This is a genomic window from Dermacoccus sp. 147Ba (genome assembly GCF_004151355.1).
Lineage (GTDB): Bacteria > Actinomycetota > Actinomycetes > Actinomycetales > Dermatophilaceae > Dermacoccus > Dermacoccus abyssi.
Genome location: NZ_SEHL01000002.1, coordinates 275,956 through 288,975 on the forward strand (window position 1 = coordinate 275,956; position 13,020 = coordinate 288,975).

Below are 13,020 nucleotides of genomic sequence, written 5' to 3' on the forward strand. Positions count from 1 at the left end.
TCAAGGAGATTCACATGGGCTTCGACCCGAACACCGAAAAGCCGGAGATCGACTTCCCGGGTGACAACCCGCCGAGCGAGCTCGTCCTCGAGGACATCTGGGAGGGCGACGGCGCCACCGCAGAGCCCGGCAACATCATCAAGGCGCACTACGTCGGCGTCTCGTGGTCCACGGGCGAGGAGTTCGACGCCTCGTGGAACCGCGGTGAGCCGCTCGAGTTCCAGGTCGGCGTCGGCCAGGTCATCCAGGGCTGGGACCAGGGCCTGCTCGGCATGAAGGTCGGCGGTCGCCGCAAGATCACGATCCCGCCGCACCTCGGTTACGGCGAGCGCGGCGCGGGCGCCGCGATCAAGCCCAACGAGACGCTCATCTTCGTCGTCGACCTCGTCTCGACGAACAAGCCGGGCGCCGGTCGCTCGTTCGGCATTCGCTGAGCGAAGCACTCATGACGAGGCCCCGTTTCCGCCACGCGCGGAAACGGGGCCTCGTCGCACATGTGTGCGAAAGAACGAGTATCCTCACTCGGTGTGACGCGCCTGCAGCCGTCACGAGACCTCGGCAGAAAGGTGGCACGCGGTGGCCTCACGCTCGACGCCCGAAGCCAAGACCGAACGCCTGCTCAACCTCGTCATCGCGTTGCTCTACACGCGCCGCGCGCTGACGAAATCGGCCATCCGGCAGGCGGTGCGTCAGTACGCCGACGCGCCCAACGACGAGGCCTTCGACCGCATGTTCGAGCGCGACAAGGACGAGTTGCGCGATCTCGGCATCCCGCTGCGCACCGAGCACATCGACACGTTCTTCGAGGACGAGACGGGCTACCGCATCGATCGGCGCGAGTACGAACTGCCCGACCTGCACTTCGACGCCGACGAGCTCGCCGTCCTCGGTCTCGCCTCACGCGCGTGGCAGCAGGCGAGCCTCGCCGGCCCCGCCGCGGCGGCCCTGCGCAAGCTCGAAGCGCTCGACATCGAGCACGACGCCGCTTCCGTGGTCGGGCTGGAGCCGCGCATCCGCACGGCCGAGCCCGCCTTCGAGGCCGTCAAGGACGCCGTCATGGAGCGGTGCGCCATCACCTTCGACTACCGCAAGGGTGGGGGAGAGTCGACGCGCCGCTCGCTGCAGCCCTGGACCGTCACCAACCGCAGGGGCCACTGGTACGTCACGGGTTTCGACACCGACCGTGACGCACCCCGCGTCTTCCGGCTCTCCCGGATCGACGGCGCCGTGCGCAAGGTCGGCAAGCCCGGTAGCTACGAGGTGCCCGCCGATCACGACGCGCACTCGATGATCGCCGGCACCGAGCGCGTGGCCGACTGGGCGCCCGCCGTGCTGCGGGTGCGCATCGAACGCGGTCACTCGCTCGTGCGTCGCGCCCGCACCGTCGGCGTCGTCGACGACGAGTGGCAGCTCGTCGACATCGAGTACGCCGACCTCGGTGTGCTGGCCGACGAGGTGGCTTCCTTCGGCGCTGACGTGCTCGTCGAGCAGCCACTCGAGCTGCGCGACGCCGTGATCCGCCGCCTGACGGGCGCGCTGCAGGCGATGACGAGCGACGCGACGTCGAGCGAGGCAACATTCGCCGCTGCGGATCACCAGGAGGAGCGGGTATGAGCGAGTCCACCACCCCCATGCCGATCTCCGGCGAGGCCGCAACCACCCGTCTCGCGCGCCTGCTGACCATGGTGCCGTGGCTCATGGGCCGTCAGGGCATCGACATCGAGCAGGCGGCACGCACCCTCGGCGTGAGCCGCAAGCAGATCGAGGCCGACCTCGCCCTCCTCTTCGTGTGCGGCACACCGGGCCACATGCCCGACGACCTCATCGAGGCCGAATGGGAGGAGGGCTACGTCTACGTGCGCAACGCCGACACGATCGCCAAACCGCTGCGCTTCACGCGCGACGAGGCACTCGCTCTCACCGTCGGTCTGCGCACGTTGCTCGATGTTCCCGGCCTCACCGAACGCGACGCCGTGGACCGTGCACTCGCCAAACTCGTCGAGGCGACGGGGGAGAGCGGCGATCCGAGCAACCGGGTGCGCGTCAGCCTCGAACGCGACGGCGACGAGGTGCTGCGCCTGCTGCGCGAGGCGCTCGACGCCTCCCGACGCGTGCACCTGCGCTACGTCGTACCGTCCCGTGACGAGATGACCGAGCGCGACGTCGACCCGATGCGGCTGCTCAACACCGAGGGTCATTGGTACCTCGAGGGCTGGTGCCACCGCGCGCAGGACGTGCGCATGTTCCGTCTCGACCGGGTGGAGTCGGTCCAGGTGCTCGACGCTGCCGCAACGGTGCCCACCGACGCCGCCACGACGGACCTCTCGCGTGGATTCTTCGCCCCCAACGACTCCGACCCGAGCGCTCGCATCAGGCTCGCGCCCGAAGCGGCCTGGGTGGCCGACTACTACCCGTGCCACGACGTCGAGCGCTCCGGCGAGTATCTCGACGTCACGCTGTACGTGGGTGACGGCCGATGGCTGCGCCGCCTGCTGCTGCAGCTCGGCGGTGCCGCCCGCGTGCTGCGTCCCGCCTCGCTCACGGACGACGTCGCCGACGAGGCTCGCCGCGCGCTCGAGGCCTACGGTGTCGACCCGTCCCAGACGGCGCGGGCGCTGTGACGTGGTGGTCGTGGATCATCTTCTGGGTGATCTTCTGGGCCGTGGCCTTCGCCTACCTCGCGAGACGCGTGTGGAAGGTGTGGCCCCACGCACGTGACTTCGGTCGCACCGTGAGTGACGCGCTGGATCGCACCCAAACCGCCCGCGACGAGGCGGACAAGGCTCGCGCCGCGGTGGCCACACGGGGGAGCGGTGAGCTCGTGGTTCGTTCCGGGGCCGACGAATTGGCGTGGGACAAGCCCGCCTCCCATTGGCGCGACCAACTGCGCAGAGCCCGTGAGCGGCACAAGGACGAGCGCCTCGACGACCACACGCAGGTGTGGGCCAGTTGGCGTCGTCCTCTAGACTGACCATCAGACCGGGTGGCCCCGCGCCGCTGTGGCACTCTTCGTAAGGACGCTCATGTTTCGCTCTCTCTTCGACAACCCCGTGATCCTGCTCGTACTCATCGTGCTGATCGTCGTGCTGCTCGGCTGGAAGCGTCTGCCCGACATGGCACGGAGCCTCGGCCGTAGCTCCCGCATCCTCAAGAGCGAGATCGACGAGATGAAGACCGAGAAGCAGTCGAAGGCCTCCTCGGAGACCGTCGAGGGCGAGGCCACGCGTCGCGACGCCGCAGCTCCGCGCGACAACGCTCCGCACGACGGCGCCACCCGCGCCGACGAGCGCCGCGACTACTGAGCACGGGCACCGCACGCACATCGTGGCTCGATTCGGTCGACGCAAAGACAATCCCGAAGCGCGGATGTCCCTCGGGGGGCACCTGCGTGAGTTTCGCAACCGCGCGATCGTCTCCGTCATCGCGATCCTCGTCGGCTGCGTGGTCGGTTGGATCGTCTACCAGGACGTCTACGACTTCCTGAAGCAGCCGATCACCGACATCGCCGCTCTTCACCCCGGTTCGAACATCGACGTCAACTTCAACGGCGTCACGGCCCCCTTCAACCTCAAGTTGAAGGTGTCGATGTGGATCGGCTTCATCGTGGCCAGCCCCGTCTGGCTCTGGCAGATCTGGGCGTTCCTCGTGCCCGGCCTCACGAAGAAGGAAAAGCGCCTGGGGCGCATCTTCATCGGTGCCGCCCTCGTCCTGTTCGCCGGCGGTGTCTACATGGGCACTCAGACGTTCACGAACGCGGTCGAGTTGCTGCTGGGAGCCACACCGGACAACGCCTCGAACCTGCCCAGCGCGACCGAGTACTTCTCGTTCGTCACGCGCTTCATTCTCGCGTTCGGGCTGTCGTTCATGCTGCCGATCCTCCTCATGGCACTCAACGTGCTCGGCATCCTCTCGGGCCGCATGATGCTCAAGGGTTGGCGCTTCGCCATCATCGTCATCGCCACCTTTGCGGCCATCATGACGCCCACCCCGGACGTCTGGACGATGTTCCTGCTGTCGGCACCGCTGCTCGTCCTCTTCTACGGCTCTGCCGGACTCGCCCTCGTCCTCGACAAGATTCGAGGCCGACGGGAGGCGAAGTCCCGTCCGGAGTGGATGGAGATCAGCGACGACAAGGCCTCCGCACTCTGATCGGGCGCGGCACGAACACTCGACACAGGCGGGCTACCGAGCGGTGGCCCGCCTGTGTCATAGCCTGGTGACCATGTCGTCTCCCGCCGAGAAGTTCGCCCAGGCCGCGTCACGCCGGAAGTTCGACTCGAGTCACCTCGGCCACTTCATCGAGCAGCTGCCCTACCCGCTGGACGAGTTCCAGCGAGCGGCTGCACAGTCGGTCCAGGAGGGGCACAGCGTCCTCGTCGCGGCCCCCACGGGTGCGGGCAAGAGCGTCGTCGGAGAGTTCGCCTGCTACCTCGCCGTCCACACCGGGCGCAAGGCGTTCTACACGACGCCGATCAAGGCCCTGAGCAACCAGAAGTACGCCGACCTCGTCGAACAGCACGGCGAGAAGAACGTCGGCCTGCTCACCGGTGACACCTCGCACAACGGTGAGGCACCCATCGTCGTCATGACGACCGAGGTGCTGCGCAACATGCTGTACGCCGGCTCCTCGACGCTCGCCGGTCTCGGCTTCGTCGTCATGGACGAGGTGCACTACCTCGCCGACCGTTTCCGCGGCGCCGTCTGGGAGGAAGTGCTCATTCACCTGCCCGAGTCGGTGCAGGTCGTCGCCCTGTCGGCCACGGTGAGCAACGCCGAGGAGTTCGGCGACTGGATGCAGCAGGTGCGCGGCGACACCGACGTCGTCATCACCGAGCACCGGCCGGTGCCGCTCTACCAACACATGATGGTCGGGCACTCGATGTACGACCTGCTCGTCCAGGACGACGAGAAGCGCCTCAAGGTGAACCCGCGGCTCCTGGAACGCATCAGTCTCATCACACGCGGACCGCGCGGTGGACGCCGCTTCGACGCGGGGGCTCCGTCCGGTCGCCGCGGGCGCGGTCGGCGTCCGGCACCGCAGAGCAAGCCGGGGGAGTCATTCCGCCCCGCGCACCGCGCCGACGTCATCGACTCCCTCGATCGCGCCGGGTTGCTCCCGGCCATCACGTTCATCTTCAGCCGCAACGGCTGCGAGGCGGCCGTCGCCCAACTCCTCGGGTACGGCACGCAGCTCGTCTCACCCGAGGAGGGGGAGTCGATCCGCGCGTACGTCGCCGAGCGCGTCGCGAACATCCCGACGCAGGATCTCGCCGTCATCGGCTACCACGACTTCGTCGAGGGCCTCACACGCGGCTTCGCAGCCCATCACGCCGGCATGCTGCCGACGTTCCGCGAGATCGTCGAGGAGCTGTTCGTCACGGGTCGGATCAAGGCCGTCTTCGCGACGGAGACGCTGGCCCTCGGCATCAACATGCCGGCGCGCAGCGTCGTGCTCGAACGCCTCGTCAAGTACAACGGCGAGTCGCACGTCGACATCACGCCGGCCGAGTTCACGCAGCTCACCGGACGTGCGGGCCGTCGCGGCATCGACGTGGAGGGCCACGCCGTCGTGCTCTACAACCGCGGTGTCGAAGCAGAGGCCGTAGCCGGGCTCGCGTCACGGCGCACCTACCCGCTGCGCTCCAGTTTCCGCCCGACGTTCAACATGGCCGTCAACCTCGTCCACACCGTCGGGCGCGAACGTGCCCGCGAAGTGCTGGAGTCGTCGTTCGCGCAGTTCCAGGCGGACCGCAGCGTCGTGGGACTGTCGCGCAAGCTGCGTCAGAACGAGGAGGGCCTCGAGGGCTACGCGGAGGCCATGCAGTGCCACCTCGGTGACTTCACCGAGTACGCGGGCATGCGCCGGCGTATCAGCGAGCTGGAGAAGAACGCCGCGAAGAAGCGCGCTGCCGCCGTTCGGGCGGCAGCTGATCGGTCCCTCGGCGAACTCGCCCCCGGCGACGTCGTGCGCATCCCGAGCGGCCGGCGTGAGGGCCTCGCCATCGTCGTCAAGGCCAACCGTGGCGGTAAACGCGAGGGCCCGTCACCGAGCGTCATCACGGCCGACGGACAGCTGCGCCAGGTGACGTCGAGCGACATCGACGCTCCGCTCGACCCGCTCACGCGACTGCAGATCCCCAAGGGCTTCACGACGCGCTCGCCCAAGTCGCGCCGCGACCTCGCCGCAACGCTGCGGGCCAAGGTGCCACACGACCCGCCGAAGCCGATCCGTCGCACGAGCATCGAGCCCGACCGTGCGATCACGGCCGAGATCGAGGAGTTGCAGCGCCGCCTGCGGGCGCACCCGTGCCACACGTGCGAGTACCGCGAGGACCACGCGCGCTGGGCCGAGCGCTGGTGGAAACTGCGCCGCGAGACCGACACGCTCGTCTCCAAGATCAACAACCGCACGCACACCGTCGCCAAGCAGTTCGACCGCATCTGCGACGTGCTCGTCGAGTTCGACTACCTCGAGCCGAACGACACCAAGCACGGCGGGCTCGCGCTCACCGAGCGCGGAACGTCGCTCATGCGCCTGTACTCGGACAAGGATCTGCTCACGGCCGAGTGCCTGCGCGCCGGCATCTGGGAGAAGCTCGACGCCCCCTCGTTGGCTGCCGCCGTCTCGGCGCTCGTGCACGAGTCGCGGCGCGACGTCGTGGGGGAGGCGCCACGCATGCCCAACCGGGACGTGGCGGACGCACTCGAGGAGACGCACAACCTGTGGTCGGTCATCGACGACGCGCTCGTGCAGCACCGCCTCACCGAAATGGCGGCTCCGGACGCGGGCCTCGCGTGGGCGGTTCACCGCTGGACGGCGGGCCAGGGGCTCGAGGCCGTTCTGCGCGACGAGGAACTCACCGCGGGTGACTTCGTGCGACGCTGCCGTCAGCTCGTCGACCTGCTCGATCAGATCGCGGGTGCCACCCACCACGAGGGCTTGACGAAGACGGCCAAGGCTGCCATCGCCGGCATTCAACGCGGCGTCGTGGCGGCCGACCGTCTCGACTGAACCCGTCAGGTGGAGCGTGCGTCAGCGCGTGAGCGCGGCGGAGAGTCGCTCCGCGCTGCCACCGAGGTCGTAGCGGGCTGCGAAGTCGGCGAACCTGTCAGGCTGTGCAACGCCGTCGGGCAGGGCCGTGACGAGGTCGCCGGGCACCTCGACGTCCAGCGCCACATCGACGACCTTCGGCGCCACATCGAGATAGTCATGAGCGGCTTCCAGCCGCGTTCGGCGCGCTCCCTTGATGCGGGGATCGCCGTTCGCCACGGCCCCACGGATCGCGGCGAGCGTGCCGAACTCGGCGAGCAGCCCGGCCGCGGTCTTCTCGCCGATGCCCGCGACACCAGGCAGTCCGTCACTCGTGTCGCCGCGCATGACGGCAAGATCGGCGTACGCGCGCCCGCCTGGCACGCCGTACTTCGTCATGAGGAAGCTCTCGTCGACGAGGTCGGGGGCACGCACGCCGCCCTTGGCCGTGTAGAGCACGCGAACGCTCATGGCGTCGTCGACGAGTTGGAAGAGGTCACGATCGCCGGTGACCACGTCGACCGGGCCCTGGCCGGTGAAGCGGTGTGTCAGCGTGCCGATGACGTCGTCCGCCTCGTAGCCGTCGACGCCGAGGCGGGTGATGCCGACGAGCTCGAGCATCTCGCGGATGAGCGGCACCTGCGGCGTGAGTTTCTCCGGTGACTCCTCGGAGCCGTCGGTGCCCTCGAGCACGCGGTGCGACTTGTACGACGGGATGGCCTCGACGCGGAACGCGGGGCGCCAGTCGTTGTCCCAACACGCCACGAGGTCGGTGGGCTCGTAGGTGCTGACGAGCGTCGCGATCATGTCGGTGAAGCCGCGCAGCGCGTTGTTGGGGGTGCCGTCCGGTGCCTCCCGCTCGGGCACACCGTAGAAGGCCCGGAAGTACAGGCTCGCGGAATCCAGCAGCATGAGTCGACGCGGCGTCATGAGCGTCATCGTGCCACAGCGCTCGAAGCGTCGAGCCTCAGCGCGCGATCGGGGCGAAGCGTCCGTGAACGTTCTCAACGAGGTCGGCCGGCGCCAACCCGATGTCGAATCCGCGCCGCCCACCCGAGACGTACACCGTCGCCAGGGCTTCCGCGCTCGCGTCGACAACCGTGGCGAGGGCGGTGCGCGTGCCGACGGGGGAGACGCCTCCGAGCACGTACCCGGTGAGACGTTCCACGTCACGCGGTTCGGCGAGGCGACACTTCTTGGCGCCGAGCCCTGCGGCCACGGCCTTGAGGTCGGCCGTCGTCGAGACCGGGACGACGGCGACGCCGAAGGATCCCGAATCCAGCGACACGACAAGGGTTTTGAACACGTGGCTGGGGTCGAGACCGAGAGCTTGCGCGGCTTCGTCACCGTAGGAGGTCACCGACGGATCGTGCTCGTACGGCAGCCCTTCGTACGAGACACCTGCCGCGTCGAGCGCGCGCGTCGCGGGGGTGGTCGGGCCGGTGTTCACGTTTCGAGACGCCATGATCACTGTCTATAGCGCAGTTCGAAGTCGCCCCGAAAGACGACACGCCGCACCTCTCGGGAGTTTCTGCGGCAGGGCCGAAACGCCGACCCAAGGGGCCCGAATCCGATCCTGACGATCACGTTGAAGGCCCGCCCGTGCGTGGCTATCTTTGCTTGAAGCACGTGACGCGATCGCGTGCGACTACGGACGGGTCTCACACCTAGTAGAAAACTTCCGGCTCCGGCTGGTCGGCCCCAACGGTGTGAGCCCGTCCGTCACACTTTCCCCGCTGACTTATGCTTGTGCGGTGCTCCCTCGTCGCTTCCTTCGCCTGGCCGCCGCAATGGTGGCCGGCCTCGCGCTGTGGCTCGCATTTCCCGATCACGGGCTGTGGTGGACGGTCCCGATCGCCCTGGCACTCTTCGCCGTCAGCGTCCTGCACGTCCGTGCCCGCTGGGGAGCTCTGCTCGGTTTCGTCTTCGGCATGGCGTTCTTCGCGCCGGTGCTCTCGTGGTCGGGTGTGTACGTCGGCACGTTCCCGTGGATGGCGCTCGCCGTCCTGCAGTCGTTGTACTTCGCCGGCATGGGCGCGCTCATCGCGCCCTTTCAGCGTCGACGCCTCGCGCCTGTGCTGGGCGCGGCAGCGTGGGTGACACAGGAGTGGTTGCGCGGCACCACGCCGTTCGGCGGCTTCCCCTGGGCCCGCCTCGCCTTCTCGCAGGCCGACGCCCCGTGGGCGCCCCTCGTCGCGTGGGTGAGCTCACCAGGCCTGACGTTCGTGCTCGCCCTCGCCGGTGGCGCACTCGCCGGGCTGGGCGTGTGGGCGTTCACCTCATGGCGGGGCGTCTCCTCCCGCGAGACGACACAGGCCGATGCGGGTAGCCGCTTTTCCAGCGCTTCCGCCGTCGGCGCAGTGGCTGTCGCCGCCGTGGCCCTTCTCGCGGGCTCCGTCATCACACCCCCGACGGAGGGGCGCACCATCGACATCGCCGGCATCCAGGGCAACGTGCCGACCGCGGGTCTCGACTTCAACGCTCAGCGCCGCGCCGTGCTCGACAACCACGTGCGAGCCAGCGAGAAGCTCGCCGACGCCGTCGCGGCCGGCGCCACACCCAAACCTGACATCGTCGTGTGGCCCGAGAACGCCTCCGACATCGACCCCAAGCGCAACGCCGACACCCGTGACGAGATCGCGGGCGCGCTGCGCCGACTGGACGCGCCGCTCGTCGTCGGAGCGGTCCTGTCCGAGCCGATGCCGAAGGTCTCGAACGCCTCGATGCTCTACCTTCCGGGCAAGGGCCTGAGCGACACCTACGTCAAACAGCACCCGGTGCCGTTCGGCGAGTACATCCCGTACCGCTCGTTCTTCCGCACGTTCTCCAAGCAGGTCGATCTCGTGCGCGCGGACTTCACCCAGGGACAGAAGGTCGGGGTGTTCTCCGTGCCCACGAAGTCCGGCGCAGTGAAGGCGGCACCGATCATCTGCTTCGAGGTGGCCTACGACGACCTCCTGCGCAAGCCGGCGAACCGTGGCGCGCAGCTCTTCCTCGTTCAGACGAACAACGCGACGTTCGGCTACACCGCCGAGTCGACGCAGCAACTCGCCATCTCGCGCCTGCGCGCGCTCGAGTACGGCCGCTCGATCGCGCACGTCTCCACCGTCGGTGTGAGCGCGCTCATCACCCCGGACGGCGTGACGCACGAACGCACGTCGCTGTTCACCCAGGCGGTGCTGACGGGGGAGTTGCCGCTGCGCTCGCAAGCCACGCTCGCTCAGCGTCTCGGCCGCGCGCCCGAGATCGTGGCGACGGCGGCCTGCGTCATCGCGTTCGCGCTGAATCTGCGCCGCGGGCGGAAATCTTCGCGCGCCGTCGTTCGTTGAACCTGATGTGACTACCTACTCGAGTCGTCCTCGCCGCAAGGGCTGGGCGCGTTGGCTGATGCTGGCGCTGCTCGTCGTCCCCGTCATCGAGGTGTTCATCATCATCAAGATGGGGCAGACGATCGGCGGATGGCCGACGTTCGGCCTCCTCGTCCTGTGGTCCGCGCTGGGTGCGTGGATCGTCAAGCGTGAGTCGGGTCGTGCCTTCGGGGCGCTGCGCCAGGCGTTCGGTTCCGGACGGATGCCTGCGCGAGAACTCTCGGACGCTGCCCTCATCCTCGTCGGCGGCACGCTGCTGCTCGCACCGGGTTTCTTCACCGACTTCCTCGGCCTGTTCTTCCTCCTGCCGTTCACGCGTCCGTTCACGCGCAAGCTGCTCGAGAAGGTCGTGGCCGCCAAGCTCCTCGGCTCGGTCCAGGTGGCGAGCTTCGGCCCCGGCGGCTTCTCTGCCACCCGCGGGTTCGGCGGGCCGGATCCGCTGAGCCGGCCGTACCCGACCTCGGACAGCTTCGGCGGTTACGGGTCGACTTCCTCGACGCACACCTCGTCGCGTCGGCGGACTCGATCTGCGTCCGACGACGTCGTCGAGGGCGAGATCATCGACTGACGCGCTCACGCGCCACACACGAAGGCCGGTCACCCTCTCGGGGTGACCGGCCTTCGTGGTGGACGAGCGCGGCTCGTCAGGACTTCTTCTTGCGCGGCTTCTCGCCACGCGACTCGCGCAGGAGCGTCAGACGCTCGTCGAGCAGTTCCTCCAGCTCGGGAACGGAACGACGCTCGAGGAGCATGTCCCAGTGCGTACGGGCCGGCTTGACGGGCTTGCGCTCCGGCTCGGGGCCGTCGATGAGCTTGGCCTCGAGGCCGCAACGGCACTCCCAGAGCGCCGGCACGTCGGCCTCGACGGAGAAGGGCAGTTCGACGACGTGCCCCTGCTCGCAACGGTAGCTGACCATCTGACGCTCGCTGAAGGCGATGCCCTCGTCCGTCTCGAGAGAGAGGGTGCTGAGGTTGGTACCTCGCAGAGAACGTTCGGCCATGGATGTCTCCCAACTTCACACGTACAGCGCGTCTGTTTGGTGAGAGCGCTCACCGCGCTGCTTCACGCAGAACAACGCCATAGACGTGACAAATGTTCCATCTGTCATCGTATGGCCTCAAGCGGCCCGCGACCAAAGCGTCAGCCCTGGCCAGCGCGCGCCATGCCGCGCTCGACGTCGACGCGGGAGAGCAGGTAGGCGCCGAGAGCGAAGAACATGACGAGCGCGACGATCGACAGACGGTAGGAACCGGTGAGCTGGTGGACGAGGCCGAACGTCAGGGTGCCGAACCAACTCGTGCCGCGTTCCATGGCCTGGTAGAGGCTGAAGTACTCCGACTCTCGCCCGAGCGGTACGAGCTTGCTGTAGACCGAACGGCTGAGCGCCTGCGAACCACCGAGCACGATGCCGATGCCGACGCCGAGGCACAGCCACAGCGCGAACTGCTTCTCGGGCAGGAAGAACGCGACGGCGATGACGAGGGTCCACAGGCCGAGCGAGAGCAGGATGGCCTTCTTGGCGCCCATCACGGCCGCGAGGCGGCCGAACAACAGGGCGCCGAGGAACGCCACGAACTGCACGAGCAGGATCGTCACGATGAGCTGGCTGTCGCCGAAGCCGAGCTCCTCCTTGCCGTACAGGCTGGCCGAGACGATGACCGTCTGGATGCCGTCGTTGAAGAAGAGGTAGGCGAGGAGGAAGACGAGAGTGTCGGGGTAGTGCTTGAGTTCACGGAACGTGCTCGTGAGCTGACGCAGGCTGCCGCGCACGGTTCCGGCGTCACTCGCCGCCGCGGGGCGTTCGGGGTGGCGCACGTCCTTGAGCCCGAGCACGGGGATGAGCGTGAAGATCGCCCACCACAGGCCCGCGCTGAGGAGGCTCACGCGGACGGCTTCGCCCGTGCTGAGGCCGATCTTGTCGTGCAGCGTGACAACGGCCAGGTTGGCCGCGAGGAGCAAGCCACCGCCCAGGTAGCCCAGAGCCCAACCGCGCGAACTGACACGGTCACGTTCCGACTCGTCGCTGATCCGCACGAGCAGGCCGTCGTAGACGACGAGGGAGGCACCGAGGCACTGGTTGGCGATGATGAGGAGCACCACGCCGAGCTGCCAGTTCGTACCGGTGACGAAGAACATCGCCGACGCCGCGGCTGCGCCCACCCAGGCGAACGCACCGAGCAGGCGCGAGGGGCGCTGTACCCGGTCGGCGATGGCGCCGACGAGAAGCAGGAGGACGGCGCTCAGGATCGTCGAGACGGTGATCGTGTACGGCGCGAGCGAGCCGGGGGAGACCGGGATGCCGAGCACCGAGAGATTCGCGTGACATGCGACGTCCGTGGGCTGATCAGGGCAGGCCGCCGCTTTGGCGACGGACGTGAGATAGGGCGAGAACAGCACCGTCGACGTCGTCGTGACGAAGGCCGAGTTGGCCCAGTCGTACCAGTACCAGCTGCGTTGGCGACGGGCGCGCGTGGCGGCGTCGGGCGCGAGAGGCGAGGCGGCTGCGGTGTTCACGGGTGAAGCGTGTCACATCCGCGGCTCGTGCGGACGTGACTGTCCCCAACCCGCATTGACGGTGGGGAAAGCGACCGCCCCGGGGCACCGTTCGGCGTCTCGGGGCG

The 13,020-nt window shown here is 68.3% G+C and carries 13 protein-coding genes; 9 read left to right on the forward strand and 4 right to left on the reverse strand.

Annotated features, from left to right (window positions below; translation table 11 throughout):
• Positions 1–14: 14 nt before the first annotated feature.
• From EVU97_RS03555 to EVU97_RS03585, 7 genes are all read left to right on the forward strand, one after another.
• On the forward strand, positions 15–434 hold the full coding sequence (locus tag EVU97_RS03555) for an FKBP-type peptidyl-prolyl cis-trans isomerase (RefSeq protein WP_047312839.1): 420 nt from the start codon (positions 15–17) through the stop codon (positions 432–434).
• Positions 435–576: 142 nt separating this feature from the next.
• The gene (locus tag EVU97_RS03560; RefSeq protein ID WP_129663568.1) at positions 577–1,614 is read left to right on the forward strand and encodes a YafY family protein; all 1,038 of its coding nucleotides are present in this window, start codon (positions 577–579) and stop codon (positions 1,612–1,614) included.
• Positions 1,611–2,621 carry a YafY family protein gene (locus EVU97_RS03565; RefSeq protein ID WP_225910759.1) on the forward strand — a complete coding sequence of 337 codons (1,011 nt, stop codon included), beginning with the start codon at positions 1,611–1,613 and terminating at the stop codon, positions 2,619–2,621. Before EVU97_RS03560 ends, EVU97_RS03565 begins: the two co-directional genes overlap by 4 nt.
• Positions 2,618–2,971, forward strand: coding sequence for a hypothetical protein (locus EVU97_RS03570; RefSeq protein ID WP_129663570.1), 354 nt, complete (start codon positions 2,618–2,620; stop codon positions 2,969–2,971). The genes EVU97_RS03565 and EVU97_RS03570 overlap by 4 nt, the downstream gene beginning before the upstream one ends.
• Positions 2,972–3,023: 52 nt before the next feature.
• Positions 3,024–3,302, forward strand: a complete 279-nt coding sequence (tatA, locus tag EVU97_RS03575) for a Sec-independent protein translocase subunit TatA (RefSeq protein WP_129663572.1) — start codon at positions 3,024–3,026, stop codon at positions 3,300–3,302.
• 64 nt (positions 3,303–3,366) lie between these two features.
• Positions 3,367–4,149, forward strand: coding sequence for a twin-arginine translocase subunit TatC (tatC, locus tag EVU97_RS03580; protein WP_047312844.1), 783 nt, complete (start codon positions 3,367–3,369; stop codon positions 4,147–4,149).
• Between the two features lie 73 nt (positions 4,150–4,222).
• Positions 4,223–7,012, forward strand: a complete 2,790-nt coding sequence (locus EVU97_RS03585; RefSeq protein WP_129663574.1) for an RNA helicase — start codon at positions 4,223–4,225, stop codon at positions 7,010–7,012.
• Between the two features lie 21 nt (positions 7,013–7,033).
• Here EVU97_RS03585 and EVU97_RS03590 read toward each other — a convergent pair whose 3' ends face one another.
• Positions 7,034–7,960 (reverse strand): 5'-3' exonuclease, encoded by a 927-nt coding sequence (locus EVU97_RS03590; RefSeq protein WP_047312911.1) that lies wholly within the window; start codon positions 7,958–7,960, stop codon positions 7,034–7,036.
• Positions 7,961–7,997: 37 nt separating this feature from the next.
• A complete protein-coding gene (ybaK, locus tag EVU97_RS03595; RefSeq protein WP_047312912.1) occupies positions 7,998–8,495 on the reverse strand; it encodes a Cys-tRNA(Pro) deacylase in 498 nt (165 codons plus the stop codon).
• Between the two features lie 289 nt (positions 8,496–8,784).
• Here ybaK and lnt point away from each other — a divergent pair, with 289 nt between their 5' ends.
• Positions 8,785–10,359, forward strand: coding sequence for an apolipoprotein N-acyltransferase (gene lnt, locus EVU97_RS03600; protein WP_240730117.1), 1,575 nt, complete (start codon positions 8,785–8,787; stop codon positions 10,357–10,359).
• Between the two features lie 7 nt (positions 10,360–10,366).
• Complete coding sequence (locus EVU97_RS03605; protein WP_240730118.1) at positions 10,367–10,966, forward strand: FxsA family protein; 600 nt, start codon at positions 10,367–10,369, stop codon at positions 10,964–10,966.
• Between the two features lie 76 nt (positions 10,967–11,042).
• On the opposite strand, the gene EVU97_RS03610 is transcribed toward EVU97_RS03605, so the two are convergent.
• Both EVU97_RS03610 and EVU97_RS03615 read right to left on the reverse strand, forming a co-directional pair.
• Positions 11,043–11,399, reverse strand: coding sequence for an RNA polymerase-binding protein RbpA (locus EVU97_RS03610; protein ID WP_047312847.1), 357 nt, complete (start codon positions 11,397–11,399; stop codon positions 11,043–11,045).
• Positions 11,400–11,539: 140 nt separating this feature from the next.
• A complete protein-coding gene (locus EVU97_RS03615; RefSeq protein WP_129663576.1) occupies positions 11,540–12,913 on the reverse strand; it encodes an MFS transporter in 1,374 nt (457 codons plus the stop codon).
• Positions 12,914–13,020: the final 107 nt, after the last annotated feature.

Excerpts from the sequence above, each read along its gene's own strand:
- EVU97_RS03555 (WP_047312839.1), top strand. The coding sequence starts at position 15 with ATGGGCTTCGACCCGAACACCGAAAAGCCGGAGATCGACTTCCCGGGT.
- EVU97_RS03565 (WP_225910759.1), top strand. The coding sequence starts at position 1,611 with ATGAGCGAGTCCACCACCCCCATGCCGATCTCCGGCGAGGCCGCAACC.
- tatA (WP_129663572.1), top strand. The coding sequence starts at position 3,024 with ATGTTTCGCTCTCTCTTCGACAACCCCGTGATCCTGCTCGTACTCATC.
- tatC (WP_047312844.1), top strand. The coding sequence starts at position 3,367 with ATGTCCCTCGGGGGGCACCTGCGTGAGTTTCGCAACCGCGCGATCGTC.
- EVU97_RS03585 (WP_129663574.1), top strand. The coding sequence starts at position 4,223 with ATGTCGTCTCCCGCCGAGAAGTTCGCCCAGGCCGCGTCACGCCGGAAG.
- EVU97_RS03590 (WP_047312911.1), bottom strand. The coding sequence starts at position 7,960 with ATGACGCCGCGTCGACTCATGCTGCTGGATTCCGCGAGCCTGTACTTC.
- ybaK (WP_047312912.1), bottom strand. The coding sequence starts at position 8,495 with ATGGCGTCTCGAAACGTGAACACCGGCCCGACCACCCCCGCGACGCGC.
- EVU97_RS03610 (WP_047312847.1), bottom strand. The coding sequence starts at position 11,399 with ATGGCCGAACGTTCTCTGCGAGGTACCAACCTCAGCACCCTCTCTCTC.